The sequence below is a fragment of the Arthrobacter sp. CC3 genome (assembly GCF_039907775.1).
In the GTDB taxonomy this organism is placed as follows: domain Bacteria; phylum Actinomycetota; class Actinomycetes; order Actinomycetales; family Micrococcaceae; genus Arthrobacter.
The window spans coordinates 14,614-36,438 of record NZ_JARCCY010000002.1 but is presented as its reverse complement, the minus strand read 5'-3'; the positions used below and the strand labels follow the sequence as shown (position 1 = coordinate 36,438).

Here is a 21,825-nt window from a genome sequence, read left to right as displayed (position 1 = left end):
GGGATCAGCTGTGCCCGCAAGCGCGGGTCAACGGTTTTACGGTGCGGGCTCCGCCCGCCCGTGGTTCTATAGCGAATTTTGAGAGAAAGAGCATCTGGTATGCAGGTCCATAAGTACGACGTCGTCATCGTCGGTGCCGGTGGCGCTGGCATGCGCGCCGCGATCGAATCCGGTCAGCGCGCGCGCACAGCAGTACTGACCAAGCTCTACCCCACACGCTCGCACACCGGTGCGGCGCAGGGTGGCATGTGTGCAGCACTGGCCAATGTCGAGGAAGACAACTGGGAGTGGCACACGTTCGACACCATTAAGGGCGGCGACTACCTGGTGGACCAGGACGCCGCCGAGGTCATGGCGAAGGAAGCCATCGACGCCGTGCTGGACCTGGAAAAGATGGGTCTTCCGTTCAACCGCACGCCGGAAGGACGGATTGACCAGCGCCGCTTCGGCGGCCACACCCGCGACCACGGCAAGGCCCCGGTCCGCCGGGCCTGCTATGCGGCTGACCGCACGGGCCACATGATCCTGCAGACGCTGTACCAAAACTGCGTCAAGCACAACGTGGAGTTCTACAACGAGTATTACGTCCTGGACCTCCTGACGGTTGAAGAGGACGCGGTCCGCGAAGACGGCACGCCCTACAAGCAGAAGCGTGTTGCCGGCGTCGTGTCCTACGATCTTGCTTCGGGCGAACTGCATGTGTTCCAGGCCAAGTCCGTGGTGTTCGCCTCCGGCGGCGCGGGCAAGGTCTTCAAGACCACCTCCAACGCGCACACCCTGACCGGCGACGGCATGGGCATCGCGTTCCGTCGCGGCATCCCCCTGGAGGACATGGAGTTCTTCCAGTTCCACCCGACCGGCCTTGCCGGGCTGGGCATCCTGCTTTCTGAAGCCGCCCGCGGCGAGGGCGCCATCCTGCGCAACTCCGAGGGTGAACGCTTCATGGAGCGCTACGCCCCCACCATCAAGGACCTTGCACCCCGTGACATCGTGGCCCGCTCCATGGCCAACGAAGTCCGCGAGGGCCGCGGTTGTGGACCGAACAAGGACTATGTGCTCCTTGACCTGACCCACCTCGAGCCGGCGCACATCGATGCCAAGCTGCCGGACATCACCGAGTTCGCCCGCACCTACCTCGGTGTGGAGCCGTACACGGAGCCGGTCCCGGTGTTCCCGACGGCGCACTACGCCATGGGCGGCATCCCCACGAACATCACCACCGAAGTCCTGCAGGACAACGACACCGTGGTGCCGGGCCTCTACGCGGCCGGTGAAGTGGCCTGTGTTTCGGTCCACGGCTCCAACCGCCTGGGCACCAACTCGCTGCTGGACATCAACGTGTTCGGCAAGCGCGCCGGCATCGCCGCTGCGGAGTACGCCAAGGCCGCTGAGTTCGTGGAGCTCCCGGCCGACCCGGAGGCGTACACCATCGAACTGCTGGACATCGCCCGCAACGGCACCGGCGACGAAAAGGTGGCTGTGATCCGCAAGGAACTCCAGGACACCATGGACGCCAACATGCAGGTGTTCCGCACCGCAGACACGCTGAACCAGGTCCTCAGGGACATCGAGTCCTTCGAGGCGCGGTACAAGAACATCAGCGTCCAGGACAAGGGCAAGCGCTTCAACCTGGACCTCCTCGAGGCCGTTGAGCTGGGCTTCCTGCTGGAACTGGCCAAGGTCATGACGGTTGCCGCCCTGCACCGTGAAGAGTCCCGTGGCGGACACTTCCGCGAGGACTTCCCGGACCGCGACGACGAAAAATTCATGAAGCACTCCATGGCGTACAAGGACGACCACGCCCCGGCTGACGGCTCTGCAGAAGCAATTGCCGGTATCCGCCTGGCCACCAAACCGGTTGTCTTTACCCGCTACGAGCCGATGGTGAGGAAGTACTAAGATGTCCGCCGAACTTGCTGAGCCAGCCTCAAAGATCGAACTGCCCGCACACATCGGAGGCGGCGGAGAGATTCCGACGTTCGACGTCACCCTCCGCGTGCGCCGCTACAACCCCGAAGTTTCTGAGGACGCCACCTGGGACGACTTCAAGGTGACCATGTACGGCACCGACCGCGTGCTGGATGCCCTGCACAAGGTCAAGTGGGAAATTGACGGCAGCGTCTCCTTCCGCCGGTCCTGCGCCCACGGCGTCTGCGGTTCCGATGCCATGCGCATCAACGGCCGCAACCGCCTCGCGTGCAAGACCCTGCTGAAGGACCTGGACACGACCAAGCCCATCACCGTCGAGCCCATCAAGGGCCTGCCGGTGGAGAAGGACCTGATCGTGGACATGGAGCCGTTCTTCCAGTCCTTCCGTGAAGTCATGCCGTTCCTGATCAACAAGGGCCACGAGCCCACCAAGGAACGCCTGCAGTCCGCCGAGGACCGTGAGCGCTTCGACGACACCACCAAGTGCATCCTCTGCGCCGCGTGCACGTCCTCCTGCCCGGTGTTCTGGACCGACGGCCAGTACTTCGGCCCGGCAGCGATCGTCAACGCCCACCGCTTCATCTTCGATTCCCGCGATGACGCCGGCGACATGCGCCTGGAGATCCTCAACGACAAGGAAGGCGTGTGGCGCTGCCGCACCACCTTCAACTGCACCGAGGCATGCCCCCGCGGCATCCAGGTTACGCAGGCCATTGCCGAGGTCAAGCAGGCAATCCTGTCCCGCAAGATCTAGCACCACCGGAACCAAAAGAAGTACGACGACGGCGCCTCTCACCTTTAAGGTGGGGGCGCCGTCGTGGTTTCACGGCCATCTACCGGCACCAAACGAAAAGGTTCCCCATGTCCCGCTCCGAAAAAGTCAGCTTCGAAGGATCCACCGGCGAATTGCTCTCCGGCATCATCGATGTCCCGGAAGGACCGGTGAAGGGCTGGGGTGTGTTCTCGCACGGGTTTACGCTGGGCAAGGACAGCCCGTCGGCGTCCCGGATGTGCAAGGCGCTGGCTGACAACGGTGTGGGGATGCTGCGCTTCGACAACCTGGGCCTGGGCGATTCCGCCGGGTACTGGTCCGAGGGCTCGTTCAGCCACAAGGTGGCCGACACGGTCAAGGCTGCTGAGTTCATGCGGGCCGAAGGCAAGCCGGTCTCCCTGCTGGTGGGCCATTCCTTCGGCGGCGCCGCCGTCCTGGCGGCAGCCAAGGAGATCCCCGAGCTCGACGCTGTGGCCACCGTGGGGGCGCCGTTCTCTCCCAAGCACGTGGCCCACGTCTTTGACGCGGCCCTGGACCGGATCCTGAGTGAAGGCAGCGCGGAAGTGGACCTCGGCGGCAAACGCGTGGAGATCCGCCGGCACTTCGTCGAGGACCTGGAGAACGCGGACCTGACCGACTGCATCAAGCGGTTGCACAAACCCCTGATGGTGCTGCACTCCCCCACGGACAACACCGTGGGGATCGAGAACGCCAGCACCATCTTCCAGACGGCCCGGCACCCGCGCAGCTTCGTCTCGCTGGAAGGCAGCGATCACCTGCTGACCGGCAAGGGCCAGGCCGCCCGTGCCGCGAAGATTATTTCCGCGTGGGCCGATCAGTACCTCGACGCCGGACGCTAGCAGCCTTCCGGTCCCGCTCCACCGGCGTCTTACCCGGCTGGACCTGGCGCGAACCCCAGCCGGCAGTTGCCTTCGCTGCGGGGGCGTTCTTCAGGTCTTCGTCGCGGATGGCGGACCATGCCGCGGAGACCAGGTAGACCTGGCTGACCAGGTTGAACCAGATGAGCAGCCCGATGATGATCGCAAACGGCGCCAGAATCGGGTTGCGGCCGGCGTTTGCAAGCAACTCCGTGCTGAAGATCTGCAACACGGTGGTACCCACAGCCGACAGGACGGTTCCTTCCAACAGCGCCTGCCGGCTAAGTTTCAGCCCCGCCGCGAGCCGGAACATGATCAGTGCGGTGACCCAGCCCAACGCGAGCGGTACGCCCACCTTGATGGCCGTGGTCAGCGGCCAGGCCATCACCGGATCCAACTGCAGCTGCTCGGTGACCCATCCCGCTGCGGTACCGAAAATCAGGGAGGCGCCGGCGCTGAGCACCAGCGCAACGCCAAGCAGCAGCAACGTGCCGGTGTCCCGCAGCTTCTGGACTACCGGATTCATCTTCAGCGGACCGAGCTGCATCACGCCCCGCAGGCCCTCCCGGACCCCGGCTATCCAGCCAAGGGAGGTCACGATGGTGACGACGGCAGCGATGACCGCGGTCCAGCCAAGGCCGGCAGGATTCAGCAGGTCCTGCGGGTCCACCAGCCCGTCGCCGCCGTCAACCTTCACCAGGCCCGGTGCGCTTGCCGCCACGCTGCTGACGATCCGGTCAAGCAGCGCCGGTTGGCCGCTCAACAGCAGCCCCGCCACGGAAAAGCCGGTGGCCAGCAGGCCGGTGATGGAGAAGAACATGTTGAAACCGATGCCGGCCGCCATGAGGGGCCCGTGCTGCAGGTTGTAGTGCTGGAACGCGCGCATGGGACGGAAGGCATTCAGCCGTGCCAGCAGCCATTGGAACATTGCCATCAGGCCGGCCACAGGGCCGGCGCCTGACCGGCGCGCCTTGCTCCACTCGACCTTCTTCCGGCTCACTTCCAGCTTCAGCCGGGCGCGCTCCGTGGGCAGCGGAGGATTATTCCCGGCCTGCGCCGCCTGTGCTGCCTGCGCCGTCGGGGCCGGTCGCGCCTCGGGGGTGGTCAGTTTCGATACCAAAGTCGAGTTCTTCCCGTAGCTGCCAAATGCCATTGATGTCATGCTCGTACAGCCCCATGCTAACCACAGGGAAGGTGGCCCGGTAATCCTTCAGCACCGTTTCGGCCTCATCCAGGCTCTCCGGCGCAACATCGTGGGCAATGGTCACATGCGGGTGGTAGGCAAAAGGCAGTTCCCGTTCCAGCGGCCCGGTCTGCAGCTGTTCGTGCAGCTTCACGCAGTCACCAAAACCGTCTTCAACCTTCAGGAAAACCACCGGGGACACCGGCCGGAAGGAGCCGGTCCCCGCAATGGTGACGGTAAACGGCTCCTGCCTGCGCGCGATTTCGCGGACGTGGCATCGGGTGGCTTCCCAGTCCCTGGTGGGGGTGGTGGTGACCAGCGTGATGTGCGCGGGGATGACGCCGGCCATGGGGTCCCCGAAGGAGGCCCGCCAGCGCCGCAGTTCCTCGGCAATGTCCGGCGGGAACCCCAGGATGACGCCGACGCTCATCCCGTCGGTCCTGGCCTCGCGGCTACCCGGTTCAGTGCCCCGGACCTTGGCAGCGTTATCATCGGCGTCAACGAATCTTCTCTCGCCGCGGTAGGCAGGGGAGTTTTCGTTTGCAGTGACTTTGCTGGCGGACGACATGGGGCTAGCGGACTCCTGCAAGGCTCAGGGACGGCAGGAAGCCCATGCGCTCGTAGACCTGGCCGAGGGTCACGGAGGCGATTTCGCGGGCACGTTCGGCACCCTGGGCCAGGAGCCTGTCCAGCTCGGCCGGGTCCGCCATAAGTTCATTGGTGCGGTCCCGGAGGGGCGTGATGAAGTCCACCATGACGTCGGCCAGGTCCTTCTTGAGGTGGCCGTACATCTTGCCCTGGTATTCCGCCTCAAGCTCGGCCACGGACTTCCCCGTCAGCGTCGAATAGATGGTGAGCAGGTTGGAGACGCCGGGCTTGGCTTCGGCGTCGAAGCGGATGTCCGTTCCGGTGTCTGTCACGGCGGACTTGATGCGTTTCGCGGCGATCTTGGGATCCTCCAGGAGCTGGATGGATCCGTGCGGCGAGCCGCCTGTTTTCGACATCTTGGCAGTCGGGCTCTGGAGGTCGTAGATCTTTGCGGTGGCCTTGAGGATGGTGGCCTCAGGCACCGTGAAGGTCTGGCCAAAGCGGGTGTTGAAGCGCTGGGCCAGGTTTCGGGTCAGCTCCAAGTGCTGACGCTGGTCCTCGCCGACCGGGACAAGGTCGGTCTGGTACAGCAGGATGTCCGCGGCCATCAGGGTCGGGTAGGCGAAGAGGCCCAGCGTTGCGGATTCCGTTCCCGATTTCTGCGTCTTGTCCTTGAACTGCGTCATCCGGGAGGCCTCGCCAAAGCCGGTGATGCAGTTCAGCGCCCAGGCCAGCTGGGCGTGCTCGGGGACATGCGACTGGACGAAGAAGATGCTTTTGTCCGGGTCGATACCGGCCGCAATGTACTGGGCGGCCACTACGCGGGTGCGCTTGGCCAGCTCTGCCGGTTCGAAATCCACGGTGATGGCGTGGAGGTCGGGAATGAAGAACACGGCGTCGTATTCAGCCTGCATGTCAACCCAGTTGCGGACGGCGCCAATGTAGTTGCCCAGATGCAGGGAGTCCGCCGTGGGCTTGGCACCTGAAAGGATGCGCTTCTTGGTTACCGGGGTAGTCGAGCTAGTCATTGTGAGAAAAACCTTTGGGCTTAGAGCTGGTAGTCCACTACCAGCGGGGCGTGGTCGGAGAAGCGGGTGTCCCATGACGGCGCCCGGTCCACCACTGCCGAAAATGCAGCGGCCGCGAGGGCGGGGGTGGCCATGTGGTAGTCGATGCGCCAGCCTGTGTCAGTGTCAAAGGCCTTGCCGCGCTGGGACCACCAGGTGTAGGGGCCTTCTACGTTTCCCGCCAGGCCCCTGTGGACATCCCTCCATCCGATTTCGTCGCCAAAGAAGCGGTCAAAGTAGGCACGTTCCTCCGGGAGGAAACCGGCGCGCTTCACATTGCCTTTCCAGTTCTTGATATCCAGCTCCGTATGCCCGACGTTGAGGTCACCCACCACGAGGCCATGGTCGCTGTGCTTTGCCAGCTCCGGAAGGCGGCTGGTCATGACATCCAGGAACCGGAATTTGTCGTCCTGCTTCGGGGTCCCGGCCTCACCGGAGTGAACATAGGCGCTCACGACGGTCAACTGGGCGACAGCTCCGGCGGCATCCCTGACGCGGAAATCCGCTTCGACCCATCGTCCGGCGGTCGCAAAGTAATCGTCGCCGATGTGGGGGCGGGTAGCCAGCGGTTCCTCTCGGGAGGCAATGGCTACGCCTGCGCGGCCCTTGGCCTCGGCTTCCTCGTGCAGGATGAACCAGCCGTCGCCCAGGAGTTCACGGACGATCTTGTCCGGTGCCCTGACCTCCTGCAAACAGAGAATGTCCACCTCGCGCGGCTCAAGCCACTCCGCCATACCGTTCCGGTAGGCGGCGCGGAGGCCGTTGACGTTGACTGATGCGATACGAAGGTGGTCCTTCTTCAATGCCGAGATCACCCGCTCCACTCTAGTCGATGATGGTTCCGCTGACGGGTTCGTCAGCGCCACCGGAGGACTTGATCATGTCCCTGGCGTTGGTGGCCGTGATTTCGATGGTCTCCAGTGCGCGGCGGATGGTGTCATGGTCCGAGGCTTCGCCCTTGGCCCGTTCCTGCTCGACGACGCGCACCTGGACCTGGACGATCTTGAAGGAATGGTCCAGCTTCATGTCCCGGACTTCGTCGGCTTCGCTGCGCGACCGGACCAGACGTGTGCCGCCGTGATCGGCACTGCCGGACGACGGTGCCCGGCCGGTGGCTGCGTTGAAGGCGTTCTGCGCTTCGTTGAGTTTGACGGTCGCCTTCTTGGCGGCCTTCTGGATGCTGAAAACGACGAACGCTGCAAGCGCGAGCCAGAAGCCGGCGATGATCGCCACCACCCAGCCCACGACGTCGTTCTGGTTGGCAGCGAAGATGACGGCGACAACGAAGGCGACGACAAACACCATCATTCCCGGACCGCTGATACGCAGCATGGAGAACCCGCCCTTGGCCGGGTTGGACGCAGAGTGAGGGTTACCCAAAGTTCGCATGGGTCCATTGTCTCAAACGCCGGAGCCGGAAAATGGACGCTTCCACCCCGGGCGAACGTTATTTCAGGAACAGCTTCCGCAGGCGGCCGGCCGTGAGCATGACCCCCAGGACAATCATCACCAGGTAGTACCCGACGTGGATGGCCGTGGCAGGGGTGAAGATTCCCACGCTGATCTGCCGGAGCAGCTCCACACCGTGCCACAGCGGCATCGCCTGGATCAGCCACTGGATGGACTGCGGGTAGACACTGAGCGGGTAGAACGTGGCGCTGAAGAGGAACATCGGCAGCATCACGAAGTTGATCCAGTCCATCTGTTGGAACGTCTTCATGAAGCTCGTGATCCCCATGCCGAAGCTGGCGAAACCGAAGGCGATCAGCACCGAGGCCGGAATCATGAGGATGGCCCACGGCGTGGTGATCAGTCCCATGACACCCATGACTGCGGTGAATCCGGTGGCGTACAGGAGGCCCCGCAGCAAGGCCAGGAAGATCTCCCCCATGGCCACGTCCAAGGGGCCCAGTGACGTGTAGAGCATCCCCTGGTACAGCTTGGCAAAGTTCATCTTGAAGAAGACGTTCCACGTGGAGTCGTACACGGCGCCGTTCATGGCAGACACGGCCAGGAGCGCCGGAGCAATGTAGGCGGCGTAGCTGATTTCCTGGCCGCCGGGTCCTTGGACGGCACCCACGATGGCACCCAGTCCCACGCCCATCGAAATCAGGTACAGCACCGGCTCGAAGAAGCCCGAGAGCATCACCATCCAGTTGCTGCTCTTCGTGGCCATCAGTCCGCGGGCAATGACCGCCCTGACGTTCCTGGAGTACATCGGTCCGAAATGGCGGTTCCGTGCCGCCTCGGTCACGCTGTGGCCGCCCGGGTTGTGACTTTGAGACAGAACGCTCATTGCCCCAGCCTCCTGGCGAACTGGCGTTTTGTCAGCATCCATCCCGCCACGGCGAGGCCGACCAGGAACACCACGTGCAGGATAGTCAGCAGCGGCGACTCGTCATAGCCGTAGCTGAAGACGCGGCCCAGCTCGGTGCCGTGCCAGATCGGAGAAATCCAGCCGATCCAGCGCACCACGAGCGGCAGGGAATCGAGCGGGAAGAACGTTCCGGAGAACAGGAACAACGGGGTCACAATGAACCTCATCACCATGGCAAACTGGCCCTTGTCCTCCTTGATGGAGGCGGCGTAGGCCATCAGCGGAAGGCCGAAGGACAGTCCCGCGAGGGTGGCCACCAGTACGGACACCCAGCCCCAGCCGCTAGGTGATGCACCGAAGAGCGCCACCACCGCGAAGTAAATGGCGGACTGCAGCAGGAACCTTAGGGTCACGGCCATGATGTGGCCCGCGGCGATTTGCTCAGGCGTGAGCGGGGACGCGTGCGGCCCGTAGTACACCCGCCGCCATTTGAAGCCGTCCATCACCGGGAAGGTGAATTCGTTGGCGGCGGTCATGACCGCCGCAGAGATCAGCAGCGCCGGGGCGATGAAAGCGAGGTAGCTGACCCCGCCGAAGGCAGTGCCGCTGTTGGTGTCCACCAGGGTGGCCAGTCCCACCCCCATGGCGAACAGGTAGGCCACGGGCTGGCCAACGCCGTACATCACGATGGTCCAGCCGTAGCTCTTCATGACGCGGAGGACCTGCTCCGCGTAGTAGAAGGCTCCCCAGCGGCGTGCGCGGGCCGCTGACACGGCAGGCGAATGGGCGCGCAGCACGGCAGCTCCGCGGCGGCCGGCGTCTGCCACCGACGGCACAGGCTGCTCAGTCAACGAGGCTCCTTCCGGTGAGGCGGAGGAAGACATCCTCCAGGGACGACCGCCGCACCAGTGACGTGACCGGGCGGAGTCCGCGGGCTGACACCTGCTCCAGGGCCGCCTCGCCGTCGTGCGCATAAATCAGCACCCGGTCCGGAAGCGTCTCCAGCCGTTCGCCAATGCCTTCGAGCTCAGCGCCGATGGTGGCGTTGCGTTCCGATCCGAAGCGGAGCTCCAGGACTTCCCGGGTGGAGTACTCGCGGATGAGGCTGGCCGGCGACCCCTCGGCCATGATGCGTCCCTTGTCCACCACGATCAGGCGGTCGCACAGCTGTTCCGCCTCGTCCATGTAGTGCGTGGTGAGGATGAGCGTAACGCCCTGCTCCTTGAGCCGGAACAGCCTGTCCCAGAGGATGTGCCGGGCCTGGGGATCCAGGCCCGTGGTGGGCTCGTCAAGCAGCAGGATCCGGGGTTCGTTGATCAGCGAGCGCGCAATGGTCAGCCGGCGCTTCATGCCGCCCGAGAGAGCGTCGACCTTCGATTTCGCCTTGTCTGTCAGCTGGGCGAACTCCAGCAGCTCATCGGCCTTGGGCCGGAGGTAGCTCATGGGAAGTCCGAAGTAGCGGCCGTAGACCAGGAGGTTGTCGCGGACCCTGAGTTCCTCGTCGAGGTTGTCCTGCTGCGGCACAACACCGAGGTGGGCGCGGACTTCGGGACCATGGCTTTCCGGATCCAGCCCCATGATGGACAGGCTTCCGGACGTGCGCTGGGAGACGCCGCCGATCATCTTCATGGTGGTGGACTTGCCTGCACCGTTCGGGCCAAGCAGTCCGAAGGCCTCACCGGCCGGAACACTGAAGGAGATGCCGTCGACGGCGGTGACGTCGCCGTACGTCTTGGTGAGGTTTTCGGCGGTGATGACGTACTGCATCTGGTCGCCCTGGGTCTGGCTGCTGGATTGGTTGCGTGAGAGTTCTTCGTTGGACACAAGTTCAGGCACTCACCCAACGTTAGTACGCACGTTCGAACAAAGAAAGAGTTCGATCTCAAAAAATCCATTCGATTTTGTCACGTCGGCCGCGGACCCGGCGACCCGCCCTCCGGGCCGCCGGAACCCGCCTACTTTTCCTCGGCGCGCAGGACCTGCAAGCGCTGTCGGTACTCCGTTTCATCGATTTCCCCGCGAGCGTAGCGTTCCCTGAGCACCCCTTCGCCGCCTTGGCGGGCCGCCCAGCGGTGGTTGGTCCGCCACGTGCGCCGGGCAACGAAGATCAACAGGCCGATCACGAGGATCCAGAACAGCGGGAGCAGCAGGAACCAGGGTGAGAAGCCGCCGTCGTACCACGGCGCATGGGCGCGGACGGTCCCAAAGGCAGTGCCTATTGCAGTCAACATGTCAGCTCCAGACTTTCAACGGGCCGGATTTCGGCTCCGCTTCAAGTCTGGTTTCGGCGCCCTGCGCCGTCGTCCGGCGGCGGGAGGCACTTGGGGCATGCGCCCTACTACCCGGGGAGGCAGCCGGGAGTCCTCAGCTGCTCCAGCCGGGCCGGATCAGGCCCGACTCATAAGCCAGCACCACCAGCTGCGCCCGGTCACGTACCTGCAGCTTGGTCATGATCCGGGAGACGTGGGTTTTGGCGGTCAACGGCGTGATGAAAAGCCGCCCGGCGATCTCGGCGTTGTTCAGTCCCTCCCCCACCAGCCGGAGCACTTCCCGTTCGCGTTCGGTGATCCGGTCCAGCACGGCATCGGAGGGCTTGCCGGGCAGGCGGGGCTGCAGGGCCAGCTGGGCCATGATCCGCCGCGTCACTGACGGCGACAGGAGCGCGTCGCCGTCGTGCACCACGCGCACCGCGCGGAGCAGTTCCTCTGGTTCGGTGTCCTTGACCAGGAAGCCGGCGGCACCGGCACGCACAGCCTCGGCGATGTACTCGTCCAGTTCGAAAGTGGTGAGGATGATGACCCGGGTCCCGGGAAGCGTCGGATCGGCCAGGATCCTGCGGGTCGCCTCGAGCCCGTCGCCCTGCGGCATGCGGATGTCCATCAGCACGACGTCGGGCCTCTCGCGTGCCGCCAGCCGCACGGCGTCGTCGCCGGTGCCGCATTCGGACACGACCTCCATGTCCGGTTCGGCATCCAGGAGTGCACGGAATCCGGCCCGGATGAGGGTCTGGTCATCGGCGATCAGGATGCGGATCATGCCCGGTCCCCGTCCTGGTCGCCGCCGTTGGGGTGGCTGCCCAGCGGCAGCACTGCCTGGACCCGCCAACCCGGGTTGAGCGGCAGGACCCGTACTGTGCCGCCCAGCGCGGCGGCGCGTTCCCGCATCCCCCGCAGGCCGTTGCCTTCCGGTGCCCCGGCGGCTCCGCGGCCGTCGTCGTCGACCGTGACGGTGAGGCGTCCGGCGTCGGGCCCGTCGGCGGGAACGTCAACCACGACGGCGGCGCGGCCGGCCCCGGCATGCCTCACCACATTGGTGAGGGCCTCCTGCACGATGCGGTAGGCGGCCTCTTCGGCTGCGGCGGGCGGCCCGCCGGTGTCCGGATCCGTCCGGATGTCCAGCTTCACGTCCAGTCCCGTGCGCCGCGCGTTCTCGGCGAGCTCGGGCAGTTTCCGCAACCCGGGACCTGCGGCCGGGCGCAGCGGTGCGTCGTCCCGGAGCACGCCCAGCAGCTGGCGGACTTCGTCCAGGGACTCCTTGCTGGCCGTTTTGATGGCCTCCAGGGCGGGACGGAACTGTTCCGGGTCCCGGTCCCCCAGGTGCAGCGCCACTGATGCGCGGACGTTAATGAGGGACAAGGAATGCGCCACAACGTCATGGATATCCCTGGCCAGGGCAAGCCGGTATTCGTCCCGGGCGGCCTGCTCCCGGGACTCGCGCTGCCGCCGCCTTTCGGCCAAGCGCTCGTGGCGGAGCCGGGCACCCTCCCCCAGCAGCACCAGGATCACCAGCCAGGACGTCCCGGCGATTGCTCGGATCAGGGCACCTTCGTCCCCGCCGGCCATAAAGAAGGCAGCCAGCGCCGCCGCGCAGATTCCGGCCACGGTCCAGGTCTGCCAGCGTCGTCCGGCGGCCGCCGAGAAGACGATGGCCAGTGCCAGGGACAGCAGGACAGGACCCCACGGGTAGCCTGCGGCAAGGTAGAGGATGGTCGCCGCGGCAGCCGCAGGCAACATCGCGGCGGGCCGGCGCCGGCGCAGGGACAACGCGGCCGGGCCGGCAAGCAGCAGCACGAAGGCCAGGACGTCCAGGGGCCGGTGGTCGGGCTGCCGGGCAGCGGCGAAGATCGTGCCCACGACCTGGACAACGGCCACGGCGATCACGAGGAAGGCAGTGGGCGGACCCTGGAATCGGCGCGGCATACTTCGAGCCTAGCGGCGGCGGCCGACCTGCGTCGTCCGGTTAACGGCGCAGGGCGCCTACTCCCGCGGGAGTAGGCGCCCTGTCTGCATTCCGTATAGCTTAGGCGGCGCCGGCGTGGCGCTCCGCCACTTTGCGTTCCGCGGCTTCGACCACGTTGGTCATCAGCAGCGCCACGGTCATGGGACCGACGCCGCCGGGGTTCGGCGAGATCCAGCCGGCCACCTCGGCAGCTGCGGGATCGATGTCGCCGTGGACCTTGCTCTTGCCCGTCTCGGGATCGGTTTCACGGGTGACACCGACGTCGAGCAGCGCCGCGCCCGGCTTCACGTCCGCCGCCTTGACGATGTGTTTGGCACCCGCCGCGCCCACAATGACATCCGCCAGCTGCAGCAGCTCCGAAAGGTTCTCGGTGCCGGTGTGAGTCAGCGTAACGGTGGCGTTCACGGCCCGCCGCGTAAGCAGCAGGCCGATCGTGCGGCCGATCGTGACACCGCGGCCGACCACCACGACGTGCTTGCCGGCGAGGTTGTAGCCGTTGCGCTCCAGGAGCTCGATGACGCCGCGCGGGGTGCACGGCAGCGGCGAAGTGATCTCGCCGCTGACGTTGAGCACCAGCCGGCCAAGGTTGGTCGGGTGCAGGCCGTCGGCATCCTTGTCGGGGTCGATCCGCTCGAGGATGGCGTCGGTGTCCAGGTGCTTGGGCAGCGGCAGCTGCACGATGTACCCGTGGCAGGCGGGGTCCGCGTTGAGTTCGTCAATGAGGGCCTCGACCTGGGCCTGGGTGGCATCGGCCGGAAGCTCACGCTGGATCGAGTTCATCCCGATCTCCACCGACTGTTTGTGCTTCATGGACACGTACAGCTGGGAGGCAGGGTCCGCGCCCACGAGCACTGTGGCAATGCCAGGGGTGACGCCGCGGGCCTTCAGGGCCGCGACACGGTCGGCCAGCTCGGATTTGATGGCGGTTGCAGCAGCCTTGCCGTCAAGGATCTTCGCGGTCTGCGCCATGGACGGGTTCACCACTGTTCGTGCTGCGGGTACAGCGGGAAGTCGGCGGCAAGCTTGTCCACGCGGGCCTGCAGGGCTTCGATGTCGGTGGCGGAACCGGCCTTCAGGGCGGTGGCGATGATCTCGGCGACCTCGGTGAATTCGTTGGCACCGAAGCCGCGGGTGGCGAGGGCTGGAGTGCCGATGCGAAGGCCGGAGGTGACCATCGGCGGGCGGGGGTCGAACGGAACGGCGTTGCGGTTCACGGTGATTCCCACGGAGTGCAGGAGGTCCTCGGCCTGTTGGCCGTCCAGCTGCGAGTTACGCAGGTCCACCAGGACCAGGTGCACATCGGTGCCGCCGGTGAGTACGGAGACACCGGCTTCTGCGACGTCAGCCTGGTTCAGGCGGTCGGCGATGATCTTGGCGCCCTCGAGGACACGCTCCTGGCGTTCCTTGAACTCAGCGGTACCGGCGATCTTGAAGGCAACGGCCTTGGCGGCGATGACGTGCATGAGCGGTCCGCCCTGCTGGCCCGGGAAGACGTTGGAGTTGAGCTTCTTGGCCCATTCCTGCTTCGCCAGGATCACGCCGGAGCGAGGTCCCGCGAGGGTCTTGTGCACCGTGGAGGTGACGACGTCGGAGTGCGGCACGGGGCTCGGGTGCAGGCCGGCGGCCACCAGGCCGGCGAAGTGGGCCATGTCGGTCCAGAGCAGCGCGCCGACTTCATCGGCGATCGAGCGGAAGGCCGCGAAGTCCAGGTGGCGCGGGTAGGCGGACCATCCAGCGATGATGACCTGCGGCTTCTCGGCGATGGCCTGCTCGCGGAGTTTGTCCATGTCGATGCGGAAGTTGTCCTGCTCCACCTGGTAGGCAGCCACGTTGTAGAGCTTGCCGGAGAAGTTGAGCTTCATGCCGTGTGTCAGGTGGCCGCCGTGAGCCAGGGACAGGCCCAGGATCTTGTCGCCCGGGGTGATCATGGCGGACAGCGCGGCGGCGTTGGCCTGGGCGCCGGAGTGCGGCTGGACGTTGGCGTATTCTGCGCCGAACAGGTCCTTGACGCGGTCGATCGCCAACTGTTCAGCGATGTCCACGTATTCGCAGCCGCCGTAGTAGCGGCGGCCCGGGTAGCCCTCGGCGTACTTGTTGGTCAGGACGGAACCCTGGGCTTCCATCACGGCGCGCGGGGCAAAGTTTTCCGAGGCGATCATTTCCAGGGTGCCGCGCTGGCGGCCAAGCTCCTGGTCCAGTACTGCGGCGATCTCGGGGTCGAGCTCCGCCAGCGGGAGGTTGCTGACGGTGGCGGACGTGCTAACGGAAGTCGGAGAAGTAGTCACGTAGAACTCCTGGCTAGGGATGGGCGCTGCTAAGGTCAGGCTACCGGCTGTGGCGTTGCCCTGCCCCCTTGATGACGGGGAAACCCGGTGAGGGGAAACCCGGTTGCGGGCAGGACACCGAAGAGGAACGGCAGCGGTTAAGCTGCCGGCCGGCAAAACATGACCCTCGGCCCAGGCGTACGATCCGTGGTCTTCGTCAGTGCCGCTCCCTGATGGTTAGCCATCCAACGCCAGTTGCGACCGGACAAGCCTATCAAAACCTTCCCGGGTGCCGTTTGAATCCCGCCTGAATACCGTCGAGAACAGGGCCTCCGGCGCGGGTAGGCTGTTCTTCGTGACTGAAGACCAGCTGACCTCCGACTATGTCCTGACCCTTTCCTGCCCGGACCGGCCCGGCATCGTGCATGCCGTGGCGGGTGCATTGCTCGTGGCCGGCTGCAACATTACGGACTCACAGCAGTACGGAAGCCACGCCACCGGCACGTTCTTCATGCGCGTTGAAGCCACCACCGACGCGTCCCAGGCGGAGGTCCACGCCGCGCTGCAGCCCGTGACGGAGGCCTTCGGCATGGAGTGGAGCCTCAACCCCGCCGGCCGGAAGGTCCGCACGCTGCTGATGGCGAGCAAGTCGGCACACTGCCTCAACGACCTCCTGTTCCTGCAGCGCTCCGGCACGCTGCCCATCGAGATCCCCGCCATCGTGTCCAACCACCAGGACCTGGCCGGGCTGGCGGAGTTCTACGGCATTCCCTTCCACTACATCCCGGTCACCGCGGACACCAAGGTCCAGGCCGAGGACCAGTTGCGCCAGATCATCGCACATCAGGACATCGAGCTGACCGTCCTGGCCCGCTACATGCAGATCCTGTCCAACGAGCTCTGCACCGAGCTCACCGGCAGGGCCATCAACATCCATCATTCCTTCCTGCCGTCCTTTAAGGGTGCCAGGCCGTATCACCAGGCCCATGCCCGCGGCGTCAAGCTGATCGGCGCCACGGCGCACTATGTCACTGCCGCCCTCGACGAGGGGCCCATCATCGAACAGGAAGTCATCCGCGTGGACCACCGCCGCACGGCCGAACAGTTCGTGCAGATGGGCCGCGATGTGGAAGGCCGCACCTTGGCCCAGGCGGTCCAGTGGCACGCAGAGCACCGGGTGCTGCTGGACGGCAACCGCACCGTCGTCTTCAACTAGGGTCCGGGCAGGACGTGGCCCCGGATGGGGAGGACTCCGGAGCCCCGGAGCTCAGCGGCGAGGACCGGCTGGCCGCGTTCTACAACCAGCGCGCTGTACTTTATCCTGAGCATCCCTTGACTCCGCAGCGGGTGCAGCAGCGGGAGCGGTTCATTGCACGCTTGAAGGCCGAAGGCAGGCACGCCGTGCTGGAAGTTGGCTGCGGCGCGGGCCTTGACGGGCTGAAGTTCGTCCAGGCCGGCATCCACTACACGGGTGTGGACATCTCCGAAGAACAGGTCCGGCTGGCTGCGGCCAAGGGACTGGATGCCTCGGTCGCCAGTGTGCGGAGCCTGCCCTTCGCCGACGGCGTCTTCCCGGCACTGTGGACCATGAGCACCTTGCTGCATATCCCCGACAAGAACATCGACGACGTCGTCTGCGAACTCGTGCGGGTGGCCGCGCCGGGAGCGCTGATCGCCGTCGGACTCTGGTCCGGTGACGATGAAGAGGTCCTCAACCCCGAAGACGAGATCCAGCCGCCGCGCTTTTTCAGCCGCCGCAGCGACGAGACACTCCAACGGATCTTCGGCCCGCACGGCCGGATTGAGGAATTCGTGACGTGGCCCGAAGGCACTGGCGCGGAGTCCGGACCGGGTGCGGGCCACTGGACGCAGCATTACCAGTTCCTGGTCCTCCGCACTCCCCGTGCCCAGCCCAACTAGGTAGCAGCAGGTGTCGTTATGAGCCCTCAAAACGACACCTGCTGCTACCTAGTTGGGGCCGTGCGCTGTCCTAGGCACCCCGCCGCGCGCTGCCCATGTATCCGCCCAGCATCGCGCTTGCCATTAAGACGAGAGCCCCCACCCGCGCCAGGCCAACGCCGAGCTTGCGCCGGCCCCGGAGCCGTGCGGCCCAGGACCCTGCGAAGATCAGGACGGCCGTGCCATTCAGACCTGCATGGACGATTCCGACGCGCTTCGTTCCGCGGCCGGCCAACGACCATTCGGCCCATCCTGATTTCGCGGTGGGAACGGCAGTGATGACGCCAAGGCCGATCAGCCGGGTGGCCGCCCGCTGCGTCCCGGGGTCGGAGTACAGGTCCAGGTACGTGGCCATGAACCACGCGCCAAACGGTGCGTCCGTCAGGATGCCGTGCAGCGCTATTCCGGTTGCGTCGCCGTGCAGGAAGCTGCGAAGACGCCTGTTCTGGACCAGCCGGCCGGCCGGCGGCCCGGCCGCACGGACGGCCGGGTCAAGGGCATCCAGCTGCTCTATCCGCCGCATCAGCCGGCGAAACCGGCTGGACCCTCCGCCGCCGTCCGTCCGCAGGTGAAGTCCTTGCAGCTGAAGCCCTGACGGGCCAAAACCCCGAAGTTTCATGGCCCCATGGTAGTGAGACACGTCGGCGGCGTCACTAGGCCACAAAGCCCGGCTGGGGAGCGTGCTTCCGAATGCCTGCCGGAGCAGTGTCCTAGGCTGGGCACATGGCTCCTCTTTATCCTTTCGCCGGCACCAGCCCGGACGTCCACCCTTCAGTCTTCGTCGCCCCCAGCGCCTCCGTGATCGGCAACGCCACCCTGGCTGCGGATGCCAGCGCGTTCTACGGCGTCTCCGTGCGGGCCGACACCGCCGCCATCACCGTGGGTGAGGGAAGCAACCTGCAGGACAATGTTGTGCTGCACGCCGACCCGGGATTCCCGTGCAGCGTGGGGGCCCGCGTCAGCGTCGGCCACAGCGCCGTCGTGCACGGCTGCACTGTCGAGGACGACTGCCTCATCGGCATGAGCGCCACCATCCTGAACGGTGCGGTGATCGGCGCCGGATCGCTGGTGGCGGCCGGCGCCGTGGTCCTCGAAGGAACCGTCATCCCGCCCCGGTCGTTGGTGGCCGGCGTCCCGGCGAAGGTCCGCCGTGAACTCACCGACGAGGAATTCGACGGCGTGAAGCGCAACGCCGCCCACTACCGCGAGCTGGCGCAGGCACACCGGGAACTCCACGCAGGCTAGGCCCGCCTCCGGGTTCGCCAAGCTCAACCACCGGGGCCGGCTAGTCCAGGCTGATCGGCCCAAGTGCGTCCAGCACATCGCCCGGTCCCGGGTTCCCGGCGGCTGACCGGCCGCCCAGGTGGTTCACCACGCCCCACACCGCGTTGAGGCCGGTGGTGACGGCGCCCTCGGCCCAGCCTGCGGTGAAGGATACGTCGTCGCCGGCCAGGAAGATCCCGCGCTGGGCTTCCGGCAGCTTGTCCTGTTTGAAGTGCGTGAACAGCCGCTGCTGGTAGCGGTAGTGCCCGGGCAGGTTCGCCTTGAAGGCGCCCATGAAGTTGGGGTCCGCCTCCCAGGAGACCGTGATGGGCTGGCCGATGATGTGGCTGGCGATGTCCACCCCCGGGTAGATCTGCTCCAGGGAATGCAGCATGAGCTCCACCCGCTGGTCCGCGTCGAGCGCCAGCCACTTCAGCGCGTCATCGTTCCAGGTGTAGGAAAGCAGGATGACGGCGGGTTTGTCCGGACCGTCGTCCAGCAGGTAGGTGGCACGGTTCAACCGGTCGGTCAGGGTCATGGACAGCACATCGCGGCCGGTCTCCGGATCCGTGTCCTTCCAGAACGGGCGGTCCACCATCACGAAGGTCTTGGAGGACTGCATGTAGTGCGAGCGCTCGATCGCCGTCCACAGCTCCGCGGGGAACAGTGCCTCCTCGGTGTGGATCCGGGTGGACAGCAGCCAGGACTGGCATGTGGTGACGACGGCGGGATAGCTCGCCTCCCGGCCCCAGCGTTCGCGCAGGCGCAGGTCGCCGTTGGCGTCCCGGCTGATGCGGTCCACGGCGCCCCGCGGGGAGCCTGAATGCAGCGACGCCAGCGACGTCCCTTCCGGCCAGTGGGCCATGCCCGACGGCGCGTGCTGCCACAGTGCCTCGGGGAGCCGCTGCGCTCCCCCGGCAATCAGCCGGTGCTGGTCATCGGCGTCGGTATAGACGACGCGGAGGATCTCGAGGATGGAGTTGGGGAAGTCGGTGTCCCAGCCGCCGGTGCCGAAGCCCACCTGCCCGAACGCCTCGCGGTGCGCGAAGCCCGCCTCCTTGAAGGACTCGCTGGCCGCGATGAAGCCGTAGAACGTCTGTTCGTCCATCAACGGCAGTAGTTCGTTCCAGATCTCCTTGATCCGGGCCGTGTCCCGCGCCCGGATGGCGTCCTGCATCTCGCTGAACCGGGCGCCGTCGTTCACTGCCGCTTTCCATGCGTCCGCCACTTCCCGGAAGAACGGCGGCAGGTCCGCCGGTGTGCTCGCATAGTGCTTCTGGCCGGCCAGTTCAATCACGGTGCTGGAGGTGACCGGGGCCAGCGGGTTGGGGAAGTCCTGGGTCTGCAGGCCCAGCAGGTCCACGTAGTGGTAGAACGCCTTGCCGGACACCGGGAACCGCATGCCGCCGAGGTCCGCCACCACGCCGGGAGCTGACGGGAAGCTGGCAGTCCGGAGGCGGCCACCGATCTGGTCGGCCTCGTACAGGACCGGGCGGAGGCCCAGCTTCATCAGTTCGTAGGCCGTGACCAGGCCGGACAAGCCCGCACCGACCACCGCCACCTGGGTGCCGTACAGCTCGGGCGGGACCGAGCCGAGGCCGTCCGGGTGCGCGAGATAGTGGTCGTAGCTGAACGGGAAGTCCGGGTTCAGCATGGTGATCGGGGCGTCGGCTGCCCGGTCCGCGGTGGCCGCGGCCTGAGCGCCGGATGCCGCGGCGGGATCGTTGGCCGGCAGTTCGGTGGCGATGGTCATGAAAGGTCTGCCTTCGTCGGTTCGGGGGTGGACAGTGGTGAAGTTTCGCGCCCGCTCAGTTCACGGTATTCCTCGTGGCCCAAGGCCGCCACCCTGGAGTGCTTCCGACCGTAGCCGAAGTAGGCGGCGAGGCCCACCAGCATCCAGATGCCGAAGACCGCCCAGGTATCGGCGCCGAGGTTGGCCATGAGGTAGGCGCACATGAGCGCGCCGAGGATGGGGGTCAGCGGGAACAGCGGCACGCGGAAGGTGCGCTTGAGTTCGGGCCGGTTGCGGCGCAGGTAGATGACGGCCACGTTGACCAGGGCAAAGGCGAACAGGGTGCCGATGCTGGTGGCGTCCGCCAGGTCACCGAGCGGAACCAGCCCCGCGGTGAGCGCCACGAGGACGCCTACGATCACGGTCCCGGCAACCGGGGTGCCGGTCCGGGAAGAGACGCGGCCGAAGATCCTGGGAATGAGTCCGTCGCGGGACATGGAGAGCAGGATGCGGGTCTGGCCGTAGAGGACGGTCAGGACGATGCTGGCGATGGCCAGCACGGCGCCGACGGCGAAGACCAGGGCGATCCACGGCTGGCCTGTGGTTTCCTCGAGGATTTTCACCAGGGCGGCCTCGGTGCCGTCGAACCAGCCCCAGGGGCGGGCGCCGATGGCAGCGACAGCCACGAGGACGTAGATGGTGGTGACGATGACCATGGAGAGCATGATGGCCCGCGGCAGGTCCCGCTTGGGATTGCGCGCTTCCTCGCCGGCCGTGGAGGCGGCGTCGAAGCCGATGTAGGAGAAGAAGACCGTCGACGCAGCGGCCGAGACGCCTGCCGCGCCCATCGGCAGCAGCGGTTCGAAGTTGCCGGCGTTGAAGGCCGTGAAAGCGACGGCGCAGAAGAAAAGGAGGATGCCCACCTTGATCACGACGATCGCGGTATTGATCCAGGCGCTCTCCCTGGCCCCGCGGACCAGCAGGATCGTCGCGAGGACCACGATGACCATGGCCGGGATGTTCATGATGCCGCCGTCCCCGGGCGGCTGCGAGATGGCGTCGGGCAGGACCTGCCCGAACACTGCGAGGGTCTCGTTGACGTACTGGCCTGCGCCGACGGCTACTGCGGCCACCGACACCGCGTACTCCAGCACGAGGCACCAGCCGCAGATCCAGGCCATCCCTTCGCCCATCGTGGCGTAGGTGTAGGAATAGCTGGAGCCCGCCACCGGGACCAGGCCGGCCATTTCGGCGTAGGACACGGCGGAGAGCAGGGCGGCGAGTCCGGCGATGGCAAACGAAATCCAGATGGCGGGGCCGGCCAGCGGCACTGATTCGCCCAGGATGACCAAGATGCCGGTTCCCAGCGTGGCGCCGACGCTGATCATGGTCAGCTGCAGGACCCCGAAGCTGCGGACCAGCTTGGTGCCGCCATGGCCGTTGTCGGCCTCGCTGACCATCTGGCCGATCGGCTTGCGGCGCAGCAGTTGCGCAGCCAGGCCCGGACGGCGGGCAGCTGCCGGCGGCCGGCCGGTGAGTGTAGGCGCAGTCATCATTGACGTCCGTTCGTGAGTAGTTAGCGGCTTTCCCCTGGGTCCAGCTTAGGTTTGTGAGCCACCTCTCATTGTTGTGCA

22 protein-coding genes are annotated in these 21,825 nt (G+C 66.1%); 6 read left to right on the top strand and 16 right to left on the bottom strand.

The window, feature by feature from the left end; all coding sequences use genetic code 11:
- The first annotated feature begins 99 nt into the window (after positions 1-99).
- From sdhA to PV761_RS00205, 3 genes are all read left to right on the top strand, one after another.
- A complete protein-coding gene (gene sdhA / locus PV761_RS00215; RefSeq protein ID WP_347893424.1) occupies positions 100-1,899 on the top strand; it encodes a succinate dehydrogenase flavoprotein subunit in 1,800 nt (599 codons plus the stop codon).
- A 1-nt stretch (position 1,900) separates the two neighbouring features.
- Positions 1,901-2,683 carry a succinate dehydrogenase iron-sulfur subunit gene (locus tag PV761_RS00210; protein ID WP_028270493.1) on the top strand — a complete coding sequence of 261 codons (783 nt, stop codon included), beginning with the start codon at positions 1,901-1,903 and terminating at the stop codon, positions 2,681-2,683.
- A gap of 107 nt (positions 2,684-2,790) precedes the next feature.
- Positions 2,791-3,561 (top strand): alpha/beta hydrolase, encoded by a 771-nt coding sequence (locus tag PV761_RS00205; protein ID WP_028270494.1) that lies wholly within the window; start codon positions 2,791-2,793, stop codon positions 3,559-3,561.
- Here the strand turns inward: PV761_RS00205 and PV761_RS00200 are convergent.
- From PV761_RS00200 to glyA, 13 genes are all read right to left on the bottom strand, one after another.
- Positions 3,518-4,513, bottom strand: coding sequence for a YihY/virulence factor BrkB family protein (locus tag PV761_RS00200; RefSeq protein ID WP_347893836.1), 996 nt, complete (start codon positions 4,511-4,513; stop codon positions 3,518-3,520). The two genes, PV761_RS00205 and PV761_RS00200, sit on opposite strands and share 44 nt — an antisense overlap.
- Before the next feature lie 106 nt (positions 4,514-4,619).
- Entirely contained in the window at positions 4,620-5,192 is a 573-nt protein-coding gene (locus PV761_RS00195) for a 2'-5' RNA ligase family protein (RefSeq protein ID WP_156037098.1), read from the bottom strand.
- 142 nt (positions 5,193-5,334) lie between these two features.
- Positions 5,335-6,378 carry a tryptophan--tRNA ligase gene (trpS, locus tag PV761_RS00190; RefSeq protein ID WP_347893421.1) on the bottom strand — a complete coding sequence of 348 codons (1,044 nt, stop codon included), beginning with the start codon at positions 6,376-6,378 and terminating at the stop codon, positions 5,335-5,337.
- A 20-nt stretch (positions 6,379-6,398) separates the two neighbouring features.
- Positions 6,399-7,232, bottom strand: a complete 834-nt coding sequence (locus tag PV761_RS00185; protein WP_347893419.1) for an exodeoxyribonuclease III — start codon at positions 7,230-7,232, stop codon at positions 6,399-6,401.
- A gap of 10 nt (positions 7,233-7,242) precedes the next feature.
- Complete coding sequence (locus PV761_RS00180) at positions 7,243-7,806, bottom strand: hypothetical protein (RefSeq protein ID WP_347893417.1); 564 nt, start codon at positions 7,804-7,806, stop codon at positions 7,243-7,245.
- Positions 7,807-7,864: 58 nt separating this feature from the next.
- Positions 7,865-8,713, bottom strand: coding sequence for an ABC transporter permease (locus PV761_RS00175; protein WP_347893415.1), 849 nt, complete (start codon positions 8,711-8,713; stop codon positions 7,865-7,867).
- On the bottom strand, positions 8,710-9,585 hold the full coding sequence (locus PV761_RS00170) for an ABC transporter permease (RefSeq protein ID WP_347893413.1): 876 nt from the start codon (positions 9,583-9,585) through the stop codon (positions 8,710-8,712). The genes PV761_RS00175 and PV761_RS00170 overlap by 4 nt, the downstream gene beginning before the upstream one ends.
- A complete protein-coding gene (locus PV761_RS00165; RefSeq protein WP_028270502.1) occupies positions 9,578-10,501 on the bottom strand; it encodes an ABC transporter ATP-binding protein in 924 nt (307 codons plus the stop codon). The genes PV761_RS00170 and PV761_RS00165 overlap by 8 nt, the downstream gene beginning before the upstream one ends.
- Before the next feature lie 188 nt (positions 10,502-10,689).
- Positions 10,690-10,965 carry an SHOCT domain-containing protein gene (locus tag PV761_RS00160; RefSeq protein WP_347893411.1) on the bottom strand — a complete coding sequence of 92 codons (276 nt, stop codon included), beginning with the start codon at positions 10,963-10,965 and terminating at the stop codon, positions 10,690-10,692.
- 133 nt (positions 10,966-11,098) lie between these two features.
- Positions 11,099-11,770 carry a response regulator transcription factor gene (locus PV761_RS00155; protein ID WP_347893409.1) on the bottom strand — a complete coding sequence of 224 codons (672 nt, stop codon included), beginning with the start codon at positions 11,768-11,770 and terminating at the stop codon, positions 11,099-11,101.
- Positions 11,767-12,933 carry a histidine kinase gene (locus tag PV761_RS00150; RefSeq protein ID WP_347893407.1) on the bottom strand — a complete coding sequence of 389 codons (1,167 nt, stop codon included), beginning with the start codon at positions 12,931-12,933 and terminating at the stop codon, positions 11,767-11,769. Before PV761_RS00150 ends, PV761_RS00155 begins: the two co-directional genes overlap by 4 nt.
- Positions 12,934-13,033: 100 nt before the next feature.
- On the bottom strand, positions 13,034-13,942 hold the full coding sequence (locus tag PV761_RS00145) for a bifunctional methylenetetrahydrofolate dehydrogenase/methenyltetrahydrofolate cyclohydrolase (RefSeq protein ID WP_347893405.1): 909 nt from the start codon (positions 13,940-13,942) through the stop codon (positions 13,034-13,036).
- 8 nt (positions 13,943-13,950) lie between these two features.
- Positions 13,951-15,258 carry a serine hydroxymethyltransferase gene (gene glyA / locus PV761_RS00140; protein WP_028270505.1) on the bottom strand — a complete coding sequence of 436 codons (1,308 nt, stop codon included), beginning with the start codon at positions 15,256-15,258 and terminating at the stop codon, positions 13,951-13,953.
- Between the two features lie 334 nt (positions 15,259-15,592).
- On the opposite strand from glyA, the gene purU reads away from it, so the two are divergent.
- Positions 15,593-16,453: a formyltetrahydrofolate deformylase gene (gene purU, locus PV761_RS00135; RefSeq protein ID WP_347893403.1), complete on the top strand. Its 861-nt coding sequence runs from the start codon at positions 15,593-15,595 to the stop codon at positions 16,451-16,453.
- A 14-nt stretch (positions 16,454-16,467) separates the two neighbouring features.
- Positions 16,468-17,157, top strand: coding sequence for a class I SAM-dependent methyltransferase (locus PV761_RS00130; RefSeq protein WP_347893401.1), 690 nt, complete (start codon positions 16,468-16,470; stop codon positions 17,155-17,157).
- Between the two features lie 70 nt (positions 17,158-17,227).
- Here PV761_RS00130 and PV761_RS00125 read toward each other — a convergent pair whose 3' ends face one another.
- Positions 17,228-17,815 carry a DUF2231 domain-containing protein gene (locus PV761_RS00125; RefSeq protein WP_347893399.1) on the bottom strand — a complete coding sequence of 196 codons (588 nt, stop codon included), beginning with the start codon at positions 17,813-17,815 and terminating at the stop codon, positions 17,228-17,230.
- A 104-nt stretch (positions 17,816-17,919) separates the two neighbouring features.
- On the opposite strand from PV761_RS00125, the gene PV761_RS00120 reads away from it, so the two are divergent.
- On the top strand, positions 17,920-18,441 hold the full coding sequence (locus tag PV761_RS00120) for a gamma carbonic anhydrase family protein (RefSeq protein ID WP_028270509.1): 522 nt from the start codon (positions 17,920-17,922) through the stop codon (positions 18,439-18,441).
- A 40-nt stretch (positions 18,442-18,481) separates the two neighbouring features.
- Here the strand turns inward: PV761_RS00120 and PV761_RS00115 are convergent, their stop codons facing one another.
- Both PV761_RS00115 and PV761_RS00110 read right to left on the bottom strand, forming a co-directional pair.
- Positions 18,482-20,212 carry an FAD-dependent oxidoreductase gene (locus PV761_RS00115; protein ID WP_347893396.1) on the bottom strand — a complete coding sequence of 577 codons (1,731 nt, stop codon included), beginning with the start codon at positions 20,210-20,212 and terminating at the stop codon, positions 18,482-18,484.
- On the bottom strand, positions 20,209-21,744 hold the full coding sequence (locus PV761_RS00110) for an amino acid permease (protein ID WP_347893394.1): 1,536 nt from the start codon (positions 21,742-21,744) through the stop codon (positions 20,209-20,211). Before PV761_RS00110 ends, PV761_RS00115 begins: the two co-directional genes overlap by 4 nt.
- Positions 21,745-21,825 lie beyond the last annotated feature (81 nt).